This window comes from Streptomyces sp. Je 1-332 (genome assembly GCF_040730185.1).
Taxonomy (GTDB): Bacteria; Actinomycetota; Actinomycetes; order Streptomycetales; family Streptomycetaceae; genus Streptomyces.
In genome coordinates, this window is the sequence record NZ_CP160402.1 from 1945151 (window position 1) to 1964687 (window position 19537).

General features: G+C 71.5%; 19 protein-coding genes. 4 read left to right on the forward strand and 15 right to left on the reverse strand.

The window, feature by feature from the left end; all coding sequences use genetic code 11:
• Positions 1-28: 28 nt before the first annotated feature.
• The 5 genes from ABXJ52_RS09095 to ABXJ52_RS09115 form a co-directional block, all read right to left on the reverse strand.
• Positions 29-1210: a glycoside hydrolase family 6 protein gene (locus ABXJ52_RS09095; RefSeq protein ID WP_367040770.1), complete on the reverse strand. Its 1182-nt coding sequence runs from the start codon at positions 1208-1210 to the stop codon at positions 29-31.
• 315 nt (positions 1211-1525) lie between these two features.
• The gene (gene pip, locus ABXJ52_RS09100) at positions 1526-2479 is read right to left on the reverse strand and encodes a prolyl aminopeptidase (RefSeq protein WP_367040771.1); all 954 of its coding nucleotides are present in this window, start codon (positions 2477-2479) and stop codon (positions 1526-1528) included.
• 46 nt (positions 2480-2525) lie between these two features.
• The gene (locus ABXJ52_RS09105) at positions 2526-3761 is read right to left on the reverse strand and encodes an MFS transporter (RefSeq protein WP_367040773.1); all 1236 of its coding nucleotides are present in this window, start codon (positions 3759-3761) and stop codon (positions 2526-2528) included.
• Entirely contained in the window at positions 3758-5284 is a 1527-nt protein-coding gene (locus tag ABXJ52_RS09110) for a Na+/H+ antiporter NhaC family protein (RefSeq protein WP_367040775.1), read from the reverse strand. The genes ABXJ52_RS09105 and ABXJ52_RS09110 overlap by 4 nt, the downstream gene beginning before the upstream one ends.
• A complete protein-coding gene (locus tag ABXJ52_RS09115; RefSeq protein ID WP_367040776.1) occupies positions 5281-6672 on the reverse strand; it encodes a M20/M25/M40 family metallo-hydrolase in 1392 nt (463 codons plus the stop codon). The genes ABXJ52_RS09110 and ABXJ52_RS09115 overlap by 4 nt, the downstream gene beginning before the upstream one ends.
• A 178-nt stretch (positions 6673-6850) precedes the next feature.
• On the opposite strand from ABXJ52_RS09115, the gene ABXJ52_RS09120 reads away from it, so the two are divergent.
• Entirely contained in the window at positions 6851-7273 is a 423-nt protein-coding gene (locus ABXJ52_RS09120) for an RNA-binding S4 domain-containing protein (RefSeq protein ID WP_367040778.1), read from the forward strand.
• Positions 7274-7350: 77 nt separating this feature from the next.
• Here the strand turns inward: ABXJ52_RS09120 and ABXJ52_RS09125 are convergent, their stop codons facing one another.
• The 3 genes from ABXJ52_RS09125 to ABXJ52_RS09135 form a co-directional block, all read right to left on the reverse strand.
• Positions 7351-7812: a DoxX family protein gene (locus ABXJ52_RS09125; protein WP_367048916.1), complete on the reverse strand. Its 462-nt coding sequence runs from the start codon at positions 7810-7812 to the stop codon at positions 7351-7353.
• A gap of 142 nt (positions 7813-7954) precedes the next feature.
• Positions 7955-8647 (reverse strand): class I SAM-dependent methyltransferase, encoded by a 693-nt coding sequence (locus tag ABXJ52_RS09130; RefSeq protein WP_367048918.1) that lies wholly within the window; start codon positions 8645-8647, stop codon positions 7955-7957.
• 69 nt (positions 8648-8716) lie between these two features.
• A complete protein-coding gene (locus ABXJ52_RS09135; protein WP_367048920.1) occupies positions 8717-9619 on the reverse strand; it encodes an acyltransferase domain-containing protein in 903 nt (300 codons plus the stop codon).
• A gap of 281 nt (positions 9620-9900) precedes the next feature.
• On the opposite strand from ABXJ52_RS09135, the gene ABXJ52_RS09140 reads away from it, so the two are divergent.
• The gene (locus tag ABXJ52_RS09140) at positions 9901-10176 is read left to right on the forward strand and encodes a DUF6343 family protein (RefSeq protein ID WP_367040780.1); all 276 of its coding nucleotides are present in this window, start codon (positions 9901-9903) and stop codon (positions 10174-10176) included.
• 6 nt (positions 10177-10182) lie between these two features.
• On the opposite strand, the gene ABXJ52_RS09145 is transcribed toward ABXJ52_RS09140, so the two are convergent.
• The 5 genes from ABXJ52_RS09145 to rpsA all read right to left on the reverse strand — a co-directional run bounded on the left by ABXJ52_RS09145 (position 10183) and on the right by rpsA (position 14428).
• On the reverse strand, positions 10183-10575 hold the full coding sequence (locus tag ABXJ52_RS09145) for a tetratricopeptide repeat protein (RefSeq protein WP_367040782.1): 393 nt from the start codon (positions 10573-10575) through the stop codon (positions 10183-10185).
• 84 nt (positions 10576-10659) lie between these two features.
• Complete coding sequence (locus tag ABXJ52_RS09150) at positions 10660-11043, reverse strand: DUF3592 domain-containing protein (protein ID WP_367040783.1); 384 nt, start codon at positions 11041-11043, stop codon at positions 10660-10662.
• A gap of 14 nt (positions 11044-11057) precedes the next feature.
• Positions 11058-11660: a dephospho-CoA kinase gene (gene coaE / locus ABXJ52_RS09155; protein WP_367040785.1), complete on the reverse strand. Its 603-nt coding sequence runs from the start codon at positions 11658-11660 to the stop codon at positions 11058-11060.
• Between the two features lie 53 nt (positions 11661-11713).
• Positions 11714-12652 carry a PAC2 family protein gene (locus ABXJ52_RS09160; RefSeq protein ID WP_367040787.1) on the reverse strand — a complete coding sequence of 313 codons (939 nt, stop codon included), beginning with the start codon at positions 12650-12652 and terminating at the stop codon, positions 11714-11716.
• A 255-nt stretch (positions 12653-12907) separates the two neighbouring features.
• Positions 12908-14428 (reverse strand): 30S ribosomal protein S1, encoded by a 1521-nt coding sequence (gene rpsA, locus ABXJ52_RS09165; protein ID WP_190083195.1) that lies wholly within the window; start codon positions 14426-14428, stop codon positions 12908-12910.
• 397 nt (positions 14429-14825) lie between these two features.
• On the opposite strand from rpsA, the gene ABXJ52_RS09170 reads away from it, so the two are divergent.
• Both ABXJ52_RS09170 and hrpB read left to right on the forward strand, forming a co-directional pair.
• Positions 14826-15656 carry a class I SAM-dependent methyltransferase gene (locus ABXJ52_RS09170; RefSeq protein WP_367040790.1) on the forward strand — a complete coding sequence of 277 codons (831 nt, stop codon included), beginning with the start codon at positions 14826-14828 and terminating at the stop codon, positions 15654-15656.
• Between the two features lie 4 nt (positions 15657-15660).
• Positions 15661-18237, forward strand: a complete 2577-nt coding sequence (hrpB, locus tag ABXJ52_RS09175) for an ATP-dependent helicase HrpB (RefSeq protein WP_367040792.1) — start codon at positions 15661-15663, stop codon at positions 18235-18237.
• On the opposite strand, the gene ABXJ52_RS09180 is transcribed toward hrpB, so the two are convergent.
• Positions 18227-19219, reverse strand: coding sequence for a DUF3068 domain-containing protein (locus ABXJ52_RS09180; RefSeq protein ID WP_367040794.1), 993 nt, complete (start codon positions 19217-19219; stop codon positions 18227-18229). The genes hrpB and ABXJ52_RS09180 overlap by 11 nt on opposite strands.
• Before the next feature lie 22 nt (positions 19220-19241).
• The gene (locus ABXJ52_RS09185) at positions 19242-19376 is read right to left on the reverse strand and encodes an SPW_0924 family protein (RefSeq protein WP_160504431.1); all 135 of its coding nucleotides are present in this window, start codon (positions 19374-19376) and stop codon (positions 19242-19244) included.
• Positions 19377-19537 lie beyond the last annotated feature (161 nt).

Below are 19537 nucleotides of genomic sequence, written 5' to 3' on the forward strand. Positions count from 1 at the left end.
AGCCCCGGCCCCCGCGCCGGCACCAGCTCTAGCCCCGCGCCCTGCTCGCGAGCCCGAGTGCGTACTCCGGCCACCACTGCCCCGCTCTGGGCCCGCCCCGGCAGGTTCCGTCGGACTCGCCGGGGCGTTTGATCCACAGGTAGGCGTCGAGTGCGGGGTCGCCGGTGGCGGAGGTGGGCGGGGTGCCGAGGGCTCGGCCGGGCGGGTTGCACCAGGGCTCGTCGCCGTCGCCGGTGTAGGGGCCGTTGCCGTTGCGGCTGCTGTCCACGACGAAGTGCTTGGCGCCGCCGAGGGCTGCGGCGATGCGGCGCCCGTAGGACAAACTCTCCTCGTTCGTACGGTAGTTGGAGACATTGAGGGCGAAGCCGTCGGCCTTCGCGATCCCTGCCTGCCGCAGCGGGTCGACCAGCCGCCGCTCGTCGGGGATCCAGCCGGAGTTGCCCGCGTCCAGGTAGACCCTGGTGTGGGGGCGCGCCTTGAGGCGGTCGACGGCGTAGGCGAGCAGGCCGTACCGCTCGGCGGCGTCAGCCTTCGCGCAGCCCGCGATCTTGTGGGCGACGGCGTCCGGTTCGACGATGACGTACGCGGCGCGGTCCCCGATGCCCGCGGCGAACTCGTCGACCCACTGCCGGTACTCCGCTGCGTCCCCCGCCCCGCCGTCGGAGTAGTCGCCGCAGTCGCGGTGCGGGATGAAGTAGGCGACGAGCACCGGGGTGCGCCCCTCGGCGGCAGCCGCCTCCGTGGCCGCACGGACCACGGCTCCCGGCCCCGAGCTGTGCAACCAGACGGCTTGCGGACGCCCCGCGATGCGCTGAACGAGCTGAGCATCGCCCACCCGCCCTTGGCTGCGCCATGCGACGACCTGCCGGGCGGCAGCACTGTTCGGATCGACCCAGAAGGTGGGGCCGGGGCCGTCGTTGCCCGTGGGGGTGGGGGTGACGGTGCCCGTCGGGGCGGGGGTGGGGGCAACGTTGCCCGTGGGGGTGGGGACGGGAACGGGCTCCGGCGACACGGAAACGGCGTTGCCCGTAGGGCCGGAGGCGAGCGCGGCCCCGTAGCCACCCCGCACGTCGGCACCGTCACGCACCCCCGCACCCACCGCCTCCGCACCGCCGTACGCCGCCGCCGCGCTCAGCAGGAGCACGGTGGCCAGCAGCCGGGCTAGGCGGGGGCGGGATCGGGCGGGTGATCGGAAGGGCGGCTGGGACACCGGGCACCTCCAGTGACTCGACGCCGGTCCGGCCCGGCGCGTTCCCCGGAGTCTGCGGTCGTCCGGCCCCCGCGATGCCTCGTACACCGCCGGTCGGGCGACAGTTCACCCGAAGAATCACTCCGACGGCGGCGCTCAAGTGCGGGCCTTCGGTGGAGGTTTGATGTTCGGGGGAGGTTTGATGTTGCCGCCGACGCGGCTCGTGGTCGCTCTTCGGCGAGGAGGCGAGGAGGAAGGGGTTGGTCCCTGGTTGATCCCCGAGCCCGCCCCCCCTTCGTCCTCGAACGCCGGACGCGCTCACCTCATGAAGGCGCCCTACCCCGCCCGATACCGATCCGTCGCAGCCACCAACTCGTCCGCGATCCCCCGTGCCCCCGCGTCATGCCCCGCTGCACCGACAAGAATCAACTCGGCGTCGGGCCAAGCCTTTTGAAGCCGCCAGGGGATGCCCAACAGGTTTCCGAAGTCGAGGCTCCCCTGCACCAGCGTTCCCGGGATTCCGGCCAGCGCCCCCGCGTCCCGCAGGACGACCTCGTCGCCGCCGAGCCAGTGGTCGTGGGCGAAGTAGTGCGTGACGGTCCGGGCGAACCCCGCCCGGAAGGTCTCGTCCTCGTACCGGGGAACGGACCGCGGCGGCTGCGAGGCGAAGGCCGTCTCCCAGTCGGTCCATGCTCGCGCGGCGGCGGCCCGGACCCGCGCGTCGGGGGACTCCAGGAGCCGGGCGTAGGCGGCGGCGAGATCCCCGTCCCGCTCCCCCGCCGGGACCCCGTCCCGGAACGCCTTCCACGCGTCGGGGAAGATCTGCCCGAGGCCCCTGGTCATGAGTTCGACCTCGGCCCGGCTTCCCGTGGCGAGCCCGGTGAGGACGAGCTCGGTCACCCGGTCGGGGTACGTCTGCGCGTACCGAAGGCCCAGCACCGACCCCCAGGACCCGCCCCACACCAGCCACCGCTCGATCCCCAGATGCCGCCGCAGCAGCTCGAGGTCGGCGAGCAGATGCCCGGTCGTGTTGACGCTCATGTCGGTACGGGGATCGCTGGCGGGTGGCGTCGAACGGCCGCACCCGCGCTGGTCGAGGAGCACCACGCGGTACGCGTCGGGGTCGAAGTACCGCCGGAAGAACGGCGTGCACCCCGACCCCGGCCCGCCGTGCAGCACGACCGCCGGCTTCCCCCGCGGATTTCCGCAGACCTCCCAGTACACGCGGTTGCCGTCGCCGACTTCGAGCATGCCGTGGTCGTACGGCTCGATCTCCGGATAAAGGCCCATCGGCCGACGATAACCCGCGCACGACGCGCACCACGTGCCTCAGCGGTCACCCGGCCCGCAGCCCCCGCATCCGCCCGTACGCGTACACGCATCCCGCGAGCGCCAGGTCCGAGAGCAGCATGAACCCGATCGAGTACGAGTCCTTGGCGCTGTAGATCGCGCCCATGACCAGCGGCGGGACGAAGCCGCCGAGGCCGCCCACCGCTCCCACGATGCCGGTCACGGACCCGACCTGCGCCTGCGGTGTCACCTGTGAGACGAGTGCGAAGACGCTGCCGCTCGCCGTGCCGAGGCCCGCCGCCATGGCCAGGAAGCAGATCGTGCCGCCCGGGTTCAGGCCCGGTTCGAAGGCCTGCACGATGGCGAAGACGGCGACGACGGCCAGCGCCCAGGAGGTGACCGTCGCCGGGTGGATCCGGTCGGAGAGCCAGCCGCCTACGGGCCGGAAGATGACGGTGACCAGCGCGAACCCGGCCGCCTTGGTGCCCGCGTCGGTGGGCGAGAGGTCGTACCAGGTCTTCAGATACGTGGGCAGGTAGACCCCGAAGGCCACGATGCCGCCGAAGCCGATCGCGTACAGCGCGGACAGCTCCCACGTCACCCGCAGCTTGCCCGCCTCGCCGAGCCGGGTGGCGAGGGGGCTCGTCGGCACCGGCCGGTCGGGGCGGTCGGTGATCAGGAGGGCCGCGAGCACCGCGTACGCCGCGAGCGCGATCGCCACGACGAGGAACGGCAGGTTGTCGCCGTGCTTGGCGATGCGGGGCGTGAAGTACCCGGAGAGGGCCACGCCGCCCATGCCCATCCCGAAGACGCCGAGCGCGAAGCCCCGGTGGGCGGGCGGGAACCAGGAGTTGACCAGCGGGATGCCGATCGCGAACGTCGTGCCGCCGAGGCCGAGGAGGAAGCCGACCGCGAGCATCGCGACGTAGTTGTCCCTGGCCGGGATGATCAGCAGCACCGGGATGATCGTGAGCGCCGAGACCAGCGGGAACATCCGTTTGGCGCCGTAGCGGTCGGTGAGTGCGCCGACCGGGACGCGGCCGAGCGAGCCGACGATGACCGGCACCGCCACCAGCAGGGACTGCGCGAACGAGGAGAGCCCGAGCCGCTCCCCGAAGTCGCTGCCGAGCGGTGCGATCAGGTCCCATGCCCAGAAGGTGAGCGTGAACCCGACCGTGGCCACGGCGAGGTTGCGGTAGGCGGCGGCCGAGGGGCGCGCCGCGGCGGCGGAGGTGTTCGCCGGCGGGTTCGCCGAGGGGGTTGCCGATGAGTTCGTTGTCATGTGAGCGCCGCTCCTAGCGCCACGAAGGCGCAGATCAGTACGAAGAGGATGGCCAGCAGCGGCCAGACGAACCGCAGGTATTTGTCGTAGCCGACCTTCGCGAGCGCGACGCCGCCGATGGTCACGGCGGTCGTCGGCACCCAGAGGTTCATCCAGCCGCTCGCCGCCTGCCAGGCCGTGACGACGACGGAGCGTGAGACCCCGGCGAAGTCGGCGAGCGGGGCGAGGATCGGCATGGCGAGGGTCGCGTGGCCGGAGGTGGACGGGATGAGGAAGGCCAGCGGCAGGTTCACGACGAAGACGATGATCGCGAAGAGGCCGGAGGACGTGCCCTTCACCACGCCCTCGATGGAGTGCAGGACGGTGTCCGTGACCTTCGAGTTGTTCATGATCACCGTGACCCCGCGCGCGAGGACGATGACGAGGGCGGGTGAGATGAAGTCGGCCGCGCCCTGGGTGATCGTGGAGCTGAGCTGCTGCTCGCCCATGCGTGCCACGCACCCGACGAGCACCGCCGCGCAGAGGAAGAGCGCCGCCAACTGCGGGAAGGACCAGCCGAGTTCGAAGCCGTACGGCTTCGCGTCCGCGTCGCCGGTGAGCGCGCTCGACCAGGGCACCACCGAGAAGATCATGAAGGCGAAGACGAGCGCGACCAGGACGAGCACGGCCTTGTGCAGCCGCGTCAGCTCCGGCACCTCGCCCGCGTCGGCGGCGGTCTGCTCACGGTCACCGGGCAGGAAGCCGGAGAGGGAGCGTTCGGGGTTCTTCCGTACGCGCTTCGCGTAGCGGATGACGTAGGCGATGGTGACCGCGGTCAGGACGATCCACATCGCGAACCGCAGCACGATGCCGTCGCCCAGTGAGATGTCCGCCGCGGAGGAGGCGACTCCGGTCGCGAACGGGTTGACGGTCGAGCAGAGCACGCCGACCCCGGCGCCCAGGATGATCGCGCCGACCGCGACCATCCGGTCGTAGCCGAGCGCGAGCATCAGCGGCACGATCAGGCCGTAGAAGCCGAGCGTCTCCTCCGCGAATCCCTCGACCGTGCCGAGGACGGAGAAGACGAGCATCACGCCCGCGATCAGCATCGCGCCGCGCTCGCGCAGCCGGTGGGCGAGGCGGCCGATGCCGCGGTCGAGGGCGCCGGTGGCGAAGACGACGGTGATGAACGCGCCGATGGCGAGCACGAACAGGAACACACCCGCGCTGCCGTACAGCTCGCCTGCCAGGTCGGGCCCGACGACGCCTGACTTCTCGTCCTGGATGCCGTACAGGCCGTTGACCGGGGCCAGGAAGAGGTCGTTGAGGCGGTCGACGAACGTCTGACCGGAGTCGACGCGGTGGTAGCTGCCCTGGACGGGGGCGCCCTTGTCGTTGCGGTCGTAGGCGCCGGAGGGGATGAGGAAGGCGAGCAGCCAGACGGCCACGGTGACGATCGCGAGGATGGTCAGCGCACTGGGGAAGGTGAACTTGCCTTTGCGCCGCGGCTCTTCGGTGCCGGGGTCGGTCGCGGTGGTGCTCATGCGCGGCTCTGCGCGGCACTGTCAGGGCCGGAACCGGAGTCTGCGTCCGACCCGCCGAAGTCGGCGGCGTACTCGCGCACGAAGGCCGCCATGGCGACGACCGTGTTGCGCAGCTCGGAGAAGAGGACGCGTTCGTTCGGGGCGTGCAGATTGCACATGCTGTCCTGGGCCCCGAAGAGCAGGACCTCGGCGCCGGGCGCCGCCTTCGCGAGACCGTTGACCAGCGGGATCGAGCCGCCGGTCGCCACGAACGAGGCGTCCTCGCCCCAGGCCTCCTTCAGCGCGGCGCGGGCCGCGCGGTAGGCGGGTCCGCCGGTGGCGGCCTCGTAACCGGGGCCTGTGTCGCCGGGCGTGACGGTGAGGGGGACGCCGAAGGGCCTGAGCGAGCGCAGGTGGTCGACCAGCTTTCCCTGCGCCTCCTCCGGGTCCTGACGGGGGTGGAAGCGGAGGTTCAACTTGGCGCGCGCGTACGGCACGACCGCCGACGCCGCGTGCTCGACGGTGGGCGCGTCCAGGCCGATGACGGTGATCGCGGGGCCGCTCCACAGCCGCTCGCCGAGGCTGCCGCTGCCGATGAGCGGCGTCCCGTCCACCACCCCGGCCAGCTCGCGGAACTCGTCCTCGGTGTAGCTCGTGCCGGTCCAGTCCTCGCGCCGAAGGCCCTCCACGGCCACGTCGCCGTGGACGTCGTGGAGCGTGGCAAGGGCTTTGAGGAGTACGAGCAGCGCGTCGGGCGCCGCACCCCCGAACTCCCCGCTGTGGCGCGGCTCGTCGAGGGTGCGCACCTCCACGACCACTTCGGACGCGCCGCGCAGGGCGGTGGTGAGGGTGGGGGTGCCCGGCCGGAGGTTTCCGAGGTCGGCGACCACCATGGCATCGCAGGCGAACCGCTCCGGGTCGGTGGGCGGATAGTCGTCGAAGGCGCTGCCGTACTCCTCCTGCCCCTCGATGACGATCTTGATCCCGACGGGCGGACGGCCGCCGTAGGTCCGCAGCATCCCCAGGTGCGCGATCACGTTGGACTTGTCGTCGGCGATGCCGCGGGCGCGCAGGCCCCCCTCGATCGGGGTCGGCTCGAAGGGGGGTGACTTCCACAGGCTCTCGTCGCCGGGGGGCTGGACGTCGTAGTGGCCGTAGAGCAGCACCGTCGGGGCGTCGGGAGCCGGGGGCGGGATCGCCCCGTAGATCACGGGCGCGGTGTCCGGCAGGTCGAGCCGCTCGACGCTCGGCACGCCCGCTTCCCGCAGCAGCTCGACGAGCAGATCGTGCGCCTCGTGCACCGGTGCCGCCGGGAAGCCCGGGAAGGCGATCGACGGGATCGCCGCGAGCCGTTCGAGGTCGGCGCGCAACGCATCCATCAGGTCATCGACGGTGGCTTCGAGCTTCATGGCGGCACCCCTCGGTCTGCATCCTGCTTTGCGACGAATAGCCCGAATTATCGGACTCCGAGGGGAACGGTTTCCGCACGGCTCGCCGTGCGGGAGGGGTTGCCGCACTGCTGCCGCATCGCGCTCGCCGCATCCCGGCCCCCGGCCCACGCCGCCGGGCAGGCACTAAAGTCGGGGTATGGCTACGGAGACTTCAGGCGGTGGCGGGAGTGCGGGAGGTGTCGCGGGCGGGGCTTCCGTGCGCGTCGACGCCTGGATCTGGGCCGTACGTCTGGTGAAGACCCGCCCCATGGGCGCCGCGGCCTGCAAGGGCGGCCATGTGCGGGTCAACGGCGAGCGGGTGAAGCCCGCTTACGGCGTGCACGTCGGCGACGAGGTACGTCTGCGGCATGCCGACGGCCATGAACGCGTCGTCGTCGTCAAACGCCTGATCCGCAAGCGCGTCGGCCCACCGGTGGCCGTCGAGTGCTACGTCGACAACAGCCCTCCCCCGCCGCCCCGCGAGGCCGTGGCCCCCGCCGGCGTACGGGACCGGGGAACGGGACGTCCCACCAAGCGCGACCGCCGGGAGATGGAACGGCTGCGCGGCTTCGAGGGCTGAGCCCTCCCCGTTCCGACGCCCCGCCCCGTTCCGACACCCGGCGCGGGTCGCGTACGCCGCTTCTCACTCCCCGCCTCTCACTCCCCGCTTCTCACTCCCCCGCGTCGCACGAGGAGACGCACGAGCTCCGTCGTCTGCCCGCGCCGGGCCCAGGCGATCCACGCGAGCGGCAGGATCAGGATGAGCGGCGTGGCGGCGTTCTCCCCGCCGAGCGCGGTAACGCTCGCGATGAACGCGCCGATCATCAGCCCGATGAGGGCCGTCGCGCCGACGGAGCCGAGCAGCGGAACCAGCAGCGCGATCCCGCCGAGCACCTCCAGCGCGCCGATCGTGTACATCCCCGGATCGCCCCATCCGAGCTTCTCGAAGACCTCGACCGCCGAGGAGTGCGCGACCAGCTTCGGCGCCCCGCTCGCGATGACGAAGAACAGGGCCAGCATCACCTGGACCGTGCGCAGCGCGATACGGACGGAGCGGCGGCCGGTGGTGGCGGGGGCGCCCGTGGTGGCGGTGGGGATGGTGGAGGCGGCCGTGGTCATGGTGATCTCCTCGGTGAGCAGGGGCTGTTGTGCTGTCACCGTGATAGACCGGAGCGCCCCGCGGAACTCATCGCCGGTCAGCGAGCCATCTCCGCACAGCGCCTCGCCGGCCGGCGAGCCGCCTCCGCACAGCGCCACCCACTCAGCGGACCGGCACGGCCCGCACCCATATCCCGTCCTCCGTCAGGTACTTGTCGACCCTGAGCCCCGCCTCCTCAAGCGCGCTCTCGAACTGCTCCTTCGTGAGCGGCCGGGCGCGGAAGGTCTGGGTCCATACGGCGTCCGGGAAGACGTACTGCGCGTGCACCTCGTTCACCCCGTCACCCACCGGCTTCGCCGACACGATCCGCACCGTGTAACCGCCCGGATCGACGCGCTCCCTCGGCAAGTTCGTGTGGTAGTCGGCGCCCTCCCGCTGGATCAGCACACAGCCGTCGTCCGTCACATGGCTCCGGCAGGCCCGCAGCATCCCGCGCCGGACCGCCAGGTCGCCGGTGTGCACGAGGAACGACGCGAGCGTCACCACCTCGAACCGCTCCCCCAGGTCGAGCTCCTCGATCGGACTCCGGATCGTGCGCACCCTCCCGTCGAGCGCGGCCACCTTCTCCAGCATCTCGGCGGACTCGTCCACCGCCGTGACCCTGAAGCCCCGCTCCAGGAGGGGGCGCGTCACCCGCCCCGCGCCGCTGCCCAGCTCCAGAATGTGCGCGCCGGCCGGCACCGCACCGGCGATGACATCGGGCTCGTCCCCGGCGGACAGGCGCGCGTACAGCTCCACCGCGCAGCCGTCCGGCGTGATCGCTCCGGGGCCCGTCCCCTCGTATCCCTCACGCATCTCGACCTTCATGCCCCCTCAACGAAGCGCTCCGCGGGCCCGTTCCCACCTCTCCTGCGGCCCCACGGTCTACAGCGGAAACCAGCCATGCCCCCCGTACCAGTGACCGCCCGCCCGCAGATGGTCGCCCACGGCCCGCTCCACCCTTGTGCGCCTTGGCAGTTCGGCCACGGGGAGGTCCTGGTCACCGAAGACGAAGGCGACGGGGGTGGTGTCGTCCGGCTCCTGCTCGTATCCGGCCGCCGGGCGGAAGCGCTCCTGGAAGCGGACGATGTTCGAGTCCGACGGCAGGTACTGCTTCAGCTGTGGGTCGAGCAGCCAGGAGTGGCACACGGCTGTCTCATATCGTTCCTCCGGGAAGTGCCGCGCGAAGAACTCCCGCGCCTGGGCCATCGACCGGTCGCAGGCTTCCGGGGACAGCGGCCCCCGGAAGTCGGTGATGTGGAGGTTCAGACAGGCATCGCCCCGGCCCGCGGAATGCCCCGCCGCCGCCACCGCCCCGCCCATCCGCTCTCCCAGGACGGCGCGCTGGAACTGCAGCCGGCCCAGCTGGTAGAGCTCGCCCCGGAAGTGCAGGGAGTTCCACTCCGGATGCAGCAGCCCGGGACCACCGCGCGCCCGGCGGTGCACCGCCATGTGCCGGCCGAGGTCCGCGAGCGTACGCCGTGAGATGTCGTCCGGGATGCCGCGGCTCCGGTGATAGGCGCGTACGTACGGCAGCGACGCCAGGAACACGTAGACGTGGAAGAAGGCCCCAAGCCCGCCCAACTCGGCGGGCAGTGGCGGGTATTGCGGGCCCGCCCCCGCCTTCCCCATGTCCCGCACCGTCCCGTCGACGCCGCGGTCGAGCAGCCATCGCGCCCCCGAGTCGCCCGCCAGCCGGCCGCGCAGGGCCACCAGGTCGTTGATGTCCTCGTGCGGCACGGCCAGGTCGAGAAGCACGTCCGGCAGCTCGTCGGCCGGGGGCAGCACCGCCTCGGCCCGCGGCTCCGGCGCCTCCTCAAGATCCTTCAGCCACGCGGCGAGGCGCTCGTCCTTCCTCGCCCGGTTCCTCAGTACGTCCAGCACAGTCCCGTCCCCGATCGACACTCTTACGATCTTGAACCCTCCGGCCCTTCCGGTCCACCGCCCACGGGTGGATCCTGGAAGGTGGGAGAGCCCGGCAGCCCGGCAGCCCGGCAGCCCGGCAGCCCGGCAGCCCGGCAGCCCGGTGGAGAGAGCAGAGAGGGCGGCGAGAGAGGAGATGACCTCTCATGTTGCGCACAGGCAGTGAACCGGTGACCGCGCGCAGTCCCCTGCGCATGCGCTTGTGGTTCAGCGTGTGGGGCCTGGTCTGGGCCACGTTCGGCACCGTCGCCTTCGCACTCGCGGGACGCCCCGCGTGGGCCGTGGCCTGCGGCGTGCTGTGGCTGATCGTCACCGCCGACCTGGCGATGATCCTGCGCCACATCCATCAGGGCCCGCACTTCCAGCCGGGCCGCGACATCCCGCCGTACGACCCCCCGTACAACCCCCCGAGGGCCCGTTAGCCCGCCTCAGCCCTCGGCGGCGTCGTCCGGGTCGGCGGCGTCGTCGAAGCGTGCCGCCGCCAGATACTCCGGCTGCGGGTCGAGCGCCGCGGCGAGACGGAAGTGGCGCCGGGCCTGGTCGGGCCGCGCCGCACGTTCGTAGGTGCGGGCGAGTGCGAAGTGGGCGAAGGCGTTGTCCGGTTCGCGCTCCAGGACGATGCTGAACTCCAGCTCGGCGGCGCGCAGTTGAGCGGCGGCGAAGAAGGCGCGGGCCCGCAGCAGCCGCGCCGCCGTGTTCTCGGGGTGGGCCGCGATGACCGTGTCGAGCAGCTTCACGGCGCCTCTGGGGTCCCGCGCGGCAAGGAGCTGCTCGGCCGCACGGAAGTCGATGACATGAGTCTCCGGGGTAATTTCGGGCACGCGTGACTCCTTCCCTCGCTGTACTGAGTCAACGCCCGCCGCGCCGCCGCCTATTCCACCCGACCCCACCGGGCACCCGGAGCCTCACAGCGCAAGGACCGTGAGCACGAGACCGAGCGTCAGAACCGCCGCACCCGCCGCCACGAATCCCCGGTCGACGCCCCTGCGCTCATGGCCGAGGACGACGGTCTCCCGGGGGTCATCACTGTCGTACGCGATGCGCACCCGGTCACCCGCGGCGAGCGGGCGCCTGCTGCTCGGCGGCACCGGCGACACCACCTCGACGACACGGCCGTCCCCCGTCTCGAACTGCAGCACGGACCGCTCGGCTCCCGGCGGCACGGCTTTGACCAGGGCCTGCGCCACCTCGCCCGCGGCCGTGATGCGCCGGGTCTGCCGCAGGCCGTAGGCGCCCGCCAGGAGCGCGACCAGGCCGCCAAGGGCGGTGAGAACCGCCAGTACGACCACTCCCCCGCCTCCTTCTAGGCCGCCCGCGCCCGCCGCGTGAGGTCCGCCCACACGGCGGCGACGCGCTGTTCGAGGCCTTCCAGCGGGCCGTCGTTGTCGATCACGATGTCGGCGATCTCCAGGCGCTTGACGCGCGTCGCCTGGGCCGCCATCCGCGCACGGGCGTCCTCCTCGCTCATGCCGCGCAGCCGCACGAGACGGTCCAGCTGGGTCTCGGGGCGCGCGTCGACGACGACCACGAGGTCGTACAGAGGCGCCAGGCCGTTCTCCGCGAGCAACGGCACGTCATGGACGACCACGGCGTCCTCGGATGCCGCGCCCTCCAGCTCGGCGGAGCGGGCGCCGACGAGGGGGTGGACGATCGAGTTCAGGACGGCCAGCTTCTCGGGGTCGGCGAAGACGATCGAGCCGAGCCTCGGCCGGTCGAGCGTGCCGTCCGGAGCGAGGACCTCCCGGCCGAAGGCTTCAACGACCTTCGCCAGACCCGGGGTTCCGGGCTCCACGACTTCCCGCGCGATCTTGTCGGCGTCGATCAGCACGGCTCCGGACGTGACGAGGAGACGCGATACTTCACTCTTGCCGGCGCCGATACCGCCGGTCAGGCCCACCTTCAGCATGACCGGCAGCTTAGGGGTTGGCCTTACTCTCCGCCCCCTGGGCCGGGCATCGTTTACGCGTCGCCCTCGCGCTCGGCGAGGAAACGCTCGAATTCCTGGCCGATCTCGTCGGCCGACGGGATGTCCATGGGCTCCGCCAGCATGTTGCCGCGCGCGTCGGCGCCGGCCGCCGCGTCGTACTGGTGCTCAAGTCCCTGCACGAGGGAGACCAGTTCCTCGTCCCCCTCCTGGATCTGCCGGTCGATCTCGGTCTGGGTGCGGTGCGCCTCGGTACGCAGGCCGTGCGCGACGCTCGGCAGCACGAGGCCCGTCGCGGCGGTGATCGCCTCCAGGACGGTGAGGGCGGCGTCCGGGTACGCGGAGCGCGCGATGTAGTGCGGGACGTGCGCGGCGACACCGAGCACGTCGTGGCCCGCCTCCAGGAGGCGGTACTCGACGAGCGACGCAGCGCTGCCCGGCACCTGCGCCTCGTCGAAGGGGCTCCGGTGTCCCGGTACCAGGTCGGTGCGGTTGCCGTGCGGCGTGAGGCCCACGGGGCGGGTGTGCGGCACGCCCATCGGGATGCCGTGGAAGTTCACCGAGAGGCGCACGCCGAGCCGCTCCACGATCTGCCCGACCGCCGCCGCGAAGCGCTCCCACTCGATGTCGGGCTCGGGCCCGGAGAGCAGCAGGAAGGGCGCACCCGTGGCGTCCTGGAGCAGCCGCACGTCGAGCGTGGGCTCCTCGTAGTCGGTCCAGCGGTCGCGCCGGAACGTGAGCAGCGGACGGCGCGCGCGGTAGTCGACGAGCCGGTCGTGCTCGAAGCGCGCCACCACCTGGCCCGGCAGGCTTTCCGTGAGGCGTTCGACGATCTGATCGCCGGTCTCGCCCGCGTCGATGTAGCCGTCGAAGTGGTAGAGCATGACCAGTCCGGCCGACTCCTGGGCGAGCGCCATGTCGACGACCGCGAGGCCCTTCGGCTCCCATGCGTACAAACCCTGCGGATCAAGCACTGTGACCGCTCCTCGCCCTCTTCGTCGTGACTCGTACAGCAGAACACCCGTCAGCCCAGGGGCATTCCCTGCTTCGCCGCCACCCGGCCTGGTCCATCGACAAACATCCCGATGACGCCGTAGTGCTCTGAAGAGCGCGGGGAACTGCGCGACCAGCCCCCCCCCCCACCGGACCCGCACCGAAACAGAACAGCGGGCCCGCATCCCCGAAGGGATGCGAGCCCGCAGCGTTCAGCTACCGCCTAGGGGCGAGCCTCAGCTCTGGCCACCCGCGAGCTTCTCGCGAAGAGCGGCAAGCGCCTCGTCCGACGCCAGGGCGCCGGAGTTGTCGTCCGACTCCGAGGAGTACGAACCGCCGCCGCCACCGCTGCCACCGGCAGCCGGGGCGCCGGTCGAGGACGCGGGAGCCGCAGCGCCCTCGGCCTCGGCCTGGGCGTCCGCCTCGCGGGACTTGATGACCTGGGCCTGGTGCTGCTCGAAGCGCTGCTGCGCCTCGGCGTACTGGCCCTCCCAAGCCTCGCGCTGGGTCTCGAAGCCCTCGAGCCAGTCGTTCGTCTCGGGGTCGAAGCCCTCGGGGTAGATGTAGTTGCCCTGGTCGTCGTAGGACGCGGCCATGCCGTACAGGGTCGGGTCGAACTCGACGGCCGACGGGTCGGCACCGAAGGACTCGTTGGCCTGCTTGAGGCTCAGCGAGATCCGGCGACGCTCGAGGTCGATGTCGATGACCTTGACGAAGATCTCGTCGTTGACCTGGACGACCTGCTCCGGGATCTCCACGTGGCGCTCGGCCAGCTCGGAGATGTGGACCAGGCCCTCGATGCCCTCGTCGACGCGCACGAACGCACCGAACGGAACGAGCTTGGTGACCTTACCGGGAACAACCTGCCCGATCTGGTGCGTGCGGGCGAACTGCTGCCACGGGTCTTCCTGCGTCGCCTTGAGCGACAGGGACACGCGCTCGCGGTCCATGTCCACGTCGAGAACCTCGACGGTGACTTCCTGGCCGACCTCGACAACCTCGGAGGGGTGGTCGATGTGCTTCCAGGAAAGCTCGGAGACGTGCACGAGACCGTCGACGCCGCCGAGGTCCACGAACGCACCGAAGTTGACGATCGAGGAAACGACGCCGGAGCGGACCTGACCCTTCTGCAGGGTCGTGAGGAAGGTCTGACGGACCTCGCTCTGGGTCTGCTCGAGCCAGGCACGGCGGGACAGGACCACGTTGTTGCGGTTCTTGTCCAGCTCGATGATCTTGGCCTCGAGCTCCTTGCCCACGTAGGGCTGGAGGTCGCGGACGCGGCGCATCTCGACGAGGGAGGCCGGCAGGAAGCCACGGAGGCCGATGTCGAGGATGAGACCACCCTTGACGACCTCGATGACGGTACCGGTGACGATGCCGTCTTCTTCCTTGATCTTCTCGATCGTGCCCCAGGCACGCTCGTACTGAGCGCGCTTCTTGGACAGGATCAGACGGCCTTCCTTGTCCTCCTTCTGGAGAACCAGGGCCTCGATCTCGTCACCAACCGCGACGACCTCGTTCGGGTCGACGTCGTGCTTGATGGAGAGCTCGCGGCTCGGGATGACGCCTTCGGTCTTGTAACCGATGTCGAGCAGGACCTCGTCCCGGTCGACCTTCACGATGACGCCGTCGACGATGTCGCCGTCGTTGAAGTACTTGATCGTCTCGTCGATCGCGGCGAGGAAGGCTTCCTCGTTACCGATGTCGTTGACCGCTACCTGCGGGGTGGTGGCGGTGGTCTCGGTGCTGCTCGTCATGTGGGTAAGGGCTCCGGTACGGACAGTGAGTCGTAGGTACTGCTAGCGCCGGAACCGATTTCGCTCTGAAGAAGCCGGACAGCCTGGGAAGCGCCGATTCCTGTTTCCGAAGAAACGGAAGGCGCCTCGACAACCGAGGGGACATGCAACAGATGCGAGCGCATCCCGCTAGGTCTGAGGACGGCAGGCTCGCAGCGCAACTTGTAGCATACGGGGGCAGCCGGACAGGGTCAATGCGCGAAGGCGCACACCCGGGGCGGAACGCCGCATACCCGGCACAAATGCTGTCGCGTGAGGCCACACGGGCCGCACAGCGCCCTGGCGCGACGCCTTTCCGGCGCCCCGCGACCACCTCACCGCGACGAGCCTCGACGAAGCCAGACGGAAGAGTACGACGATGGAGCCGATCATCCAAGAGTCCGAGCTGCCCGAGACACCCGAACCCGAGGCCACCCGCCGTGACGCAGACGTCACGGAGAGCAGCCGCGCCAACCGCGGCTGGTGGGACCGGAACGCGGACGACTACCAGATCGAGCACGGCACCTTCCTCGGTGACGACCGGTTCGTCTGGGGTCCCGAAGGGCTCGACGAGGTGGAGGCCGAGCTCCTCGGTCCGCCCGAGGAGCTGAAGGGCAAGGACGTCCTGGAGATCGGCGCGGGCGCGGCGCAGTGCTCGCGCTGGCTCGCCGCGCAGGGCGCGCGTCCGGTCGCCCTCGATCTCTCCCACCGGCAGTTGCAGCACGCGCTGCGGATCGGCGGGAGCGTTCCGCTGGTCCAGGCCGATGCCGGGGTGCTGCCCTTCAAGGACGGCGCCTTCGACCTCGTCTGCTCCGCCTACGGGGTGCTGCCTTTCGTCGCCGACCCCGTGATGGTCCTCAAGGAGGCGCGGCGCGTCCTGCGCCCCGGCGGCCGGCTCGTCTTCTCCGCGACGCACCCCATCCGCTGGGCGTTCCCGGACGAGCCGGGTCCCGAGGGGCTCTCCGTGTCGGCCTCCTACTTCGACCGCACTCCTTATGTGGAGCAGGACGAGAACGGGAACGCCGTCTACGTGGAGCACCACCGCACGCTCGGCGACCGGGTGCGGGACATCGTGGCCGCCGGTCTCCGGCTGGTCGACGTGGTGGAGCCGGAGTGGCCGGCGTGGAACACGCAGGAGTGGGGCGGCTGGTCCCCGTTGCGCGGGAACCTGATCCCGGGGACGGCGATCTACGTCTGCGTACGAGACTGAGTGCGTGATCCGTCTCCGTAACGAAGCCCTGGACCTGCCCGTCCGCAGTGCGCTGCCCGCGCTGCGTTCCGCTCTGGAGGGGCCGGGCAGCGCCGTGCTGTGCGCGCCTCCCGGCACGGGCAAGACGACGCTGGTGCCGCTGGCCCTCGCCGGGCTTCTCGGGGACGGCGCTCCCGTACGACGTGTGGTGGTCGCCGAGCCGCGGCGCATCGCCGCTCGGGCCGCCGCGCGGCGGATGGCGTGGCTCCTCGGCGAGAAGGTCGGGGAGAGCGTCGGTTACACGGTGCGCGGTGAGCGTGTGGTCGGGCCACGCGCGCGCGTGGAGGTCGTCACGACGGGCGTCCTGTTGCAGCGGCTGCAGCGGGACCAGGAGTTGAGCGGCGTCGACGTGGTGATCATCGACGAGTGCCACGAGCGGCATCTGGACGCGGACACCGTGGCGGCGTTCCTGGTCGACGTGCGGGCGGCGCTGCGGCCCGAGCTGCGTCTGGTGGCCGCGTCGGCGACGACGGACGCGCCGGGGTGGGCGCGGGTCCTCGGGGATGCCCCCGTGGTGGAGGCGCGGGGCACCTCGCATCCGGTCGACGTCCTCTGGGCGCCGCCCGCGCGTCCGGTGCGGCCGCCGCACGGGATGCGGGTGGATCCGGCGCTGCTGACACATGTGGCGTCGGTCGTGCGGCGTGCGCTCGCCGAGCGGGAGGGGGACGTTCTGTGCTTCCTGCCCGGGGTCGGTGAGATCGCGCGGGTGGCGGGGCAGTTGGGCGATGTTCCCGCGGAGGTGTTGCAGGTGCACGGGCGGGCGTCCGCCGATGTGCAGGACGCGGTGCTTGCGGGCTCATCGGAAGGCGCCCGGCGGGTGGTCCTCGCGACGTCCGTGGCCGAGTCGTCCCTGACAGTGCCCGGCGTGCGGGTCGTCGTCGACTCGGGGTTGGCGCGGGAGCCGCGCGTCGATCACGCGCGCGGGCTGAGCGCGCTGGCGACGGTACGGGCTTCGCAGGCGGCGGGACGGCAGCGCGCCGGTCGCGCCGGGCGTGAGGCGCCGGGGGCCGTGTACCGGTGCTGGGCGGAGGCGGAGGACGCCCGTCTGCCGCGCTTTCCGGCGCCGGAGATCAAGCTGGCGGACCTTGCCGCTTTCGCCTTGCAGACGGCTTGCTGGGGGGATCCGGACGCCTCCGGTCTCGCCCTGCTCGATCCGCCTCCGGGTGGCGCGATGGCGGCGGCGCGTGCCGTTCTGACGGCGGTCGGTGCGCTGTCACCGGAGTCGGGGCGGGTCACGGAGCGGGGCACGCGGATGGCGCGGGTCGGGCTCCACCCCCGCCTGGCGCGGGCCCTGTTGGACGCGGCACCCCTCGTCGGTGCGCGCCGCGCGGCCGAGGTGGTGGCCCTCCTCAGCGAGGAGCCGCCGCGTGAGTACGGGGACGACCTCGCGGCGGCCTGGCGCGTGGCCCGGCGGGGCGGTGACGGGTACGCGGCGCGTTGGCGCACGGAGGTGCGGCGGCTTACCGCCGTGGCGTCGCCACCGGTTGCTGGTACGCCGCCTCCGGCAGCTTCGGCGCAGGACCTTTCCCACCCACCCACCCGGCACTCCGGAGCAGACTCTGACGAGCACGTCGCCGGGCTCGTCGCCGCGCTCGCCTTTCCCGAGCGGGTCGCCCGGAGCCGCGGCGACGGAACGTATCTCATGGTGAACGGGATCCGCGCCGAGCTGCGGCCCGGGTCGGCGCTGACCGGCGCGGAGTGGATCGCCGTGGCTGTCGCGGACCGGCCGGTGGGCGCCGGGCACGCGCGCGTGCTGCTCGGCGGCCACATCGACGAGGACGGCGCCCGGAGCGCGGCCGCGCCCCTCCACAGCGAGGGGGACGAGGTGGCCTGGAGCGACGGGGATCTCGTCGCGCGGCACGTCGAGCGGCTCGGCGCCGTGGAGCTGGTGGTGCGGCCGCTCAAGAAGCCCGCCCCCGGACTCGTACGAGAAGGGCTGCTCGCCGGCCTCAGGGAGGAGGGGACCTCGCTCCTGAACTGGTCCCAAGGAGCGCGTGAGCTGCGGGCGCGCCTCGCGTTCTTGCACCGGCATCTGGGTGCGCCTTGGCCCGACGTTTCCGAAAGCGCCCTGCACGCGCGCGTGGACGAGTGGCTGGAGCCCGAGCTGTCGAAGGCGCGGCGCCGGGCCGACCTGCGGCGCATCGAGGCGGGGCAGGCCCTGAACCGGCTCCTGCCCTGGGCGAGCGGCGAGGCGACGCGTCTCGACGTGCTCGCCCCGGAGAGGGTGGCTGTACCCAGTGGGTCCAGGATCCGCGTCGACTACTCCGACCCCGAACAGCCCGTCCTTGCGGTGAAGTTGCAGGAGATGTTCGGGCTCGCCGAGACCCCGCGCGTCGCGGACGGCGGCGTACCCGTCCTCGTGCATCTGCTGTCGCCCGCGGGCCGCCCCGCCGCCGTCACCGCCGATCTCGCCTCCTTCTGGCGGGACGGCTACCGGGCCGTGCGGGCCGAGCTCCGCGGCCGGTATCCGAAGCATCCGTGGCCTGAGGATCCCGCGGCCGCCGAGGCGACGCGGTTCACCAACGCCCGGCTCAGGCGTTGACCGGTTCCGGTTCGGGCGCGGCCGTCGCCTCCGGTTCGCCGGGCCTGCGGCTGCGGGCCTCCAGCCAGAGGGACAGGGCGAGCAGGAACAGGCCGAGGCCCAGGAAACCCCAGGGGAGATAGGACGTGAGGAGGAGGACCAGGACGCGCTGGGACTTCACCAGGTCGACCGTGTTCTCGATGTAGTCCTCGCGCATCTTCACGTGGCCCGCGAAGACGGTGACCTTGTCGCGGCCGCCGAGGAGGGTGCCGCCGCGCAGCTCGTTCTTCTGGATCTCCTCGCCGTAGACGGGCGCCCCCGTGGTGGGATCGACCCAGAACTTGCGGACCGTGGTGTACCAGCGCGTGGTCCCGGTCTTGGCGAGGGACTCCGGGGTGATGCCCTTGACCGGCATGGTCTTGGGGAAGGGCACCTTGGTCCAGGGGATGGTCTGCTCGAAGTAGTAGACATCGACGCCACGGAAGGTCTGCGTGCCCTTGTAGTGGATGGGCTTGGTGACGCGGGCCTGGGCGTCGAAGTACTCGTAGTCCCGCTTCTCGGTCAGGAAGGGCCATTTGAACTCGATGCCCTCGCGCTTGACCGCGTCGCCGTCGACCATCTCGCCGGTGGCGTGCACCGGTTCCTGGCTGTGCGCGTCGAAGATGTAGCGCTCGGGGACCTTGGAGACCATCTTGCCGTCGGCGTCCTGGACGTAGGAGAGGGCGTCCCAGACGACGACGTCGCGGTCCGCACTCTTCTCGATCTTCTCCGAGGCCTCCACGTTGCCCTTGAGGGTCTGCACGATGGTGACCTTGTCGACCTTCTTGGCCCGCATCGAGCCGTAGTCGATGAGCGTCGGGTTCTTCGCCTCCAGGACCGCCTCCTGGTACTGGCTCGGCGGGATCTTGGCGAGGCGCGGGAAGGCGTACCAGCGCATGAGCGGGGACATCGCCGTGCAGAACACGGCGAAGGCGAGCAGGATCAGGCTGGCCTTGCGGCGCATCGCGGCGGCCCTCCCTACGGAGTCAGGGGTGCTTGGGGACGGTGGTGAGCAGCGGCTCCGGCGAGGTCTCGCCGGGCGGGGCCCCCATCGCGGTGATGGTCAGGACCAGGGCGAGGGCGACGGCAAGACCGGTCGCGGCGGCGATGAGAGCGCGCATGCGGATCCTCCCGAGGCGGGAAATCTGACGGCATCCAGGACGCCGGCCGTGAACTGACAGGGCGTCAGGGCTGGGGCACCGTAGCAACGCGACGGCCAGATGAGAACACGTTGCACACAGACGAACGCCCCTGCGCCGGGCGGGCGCAGGGGCGTTGTGTG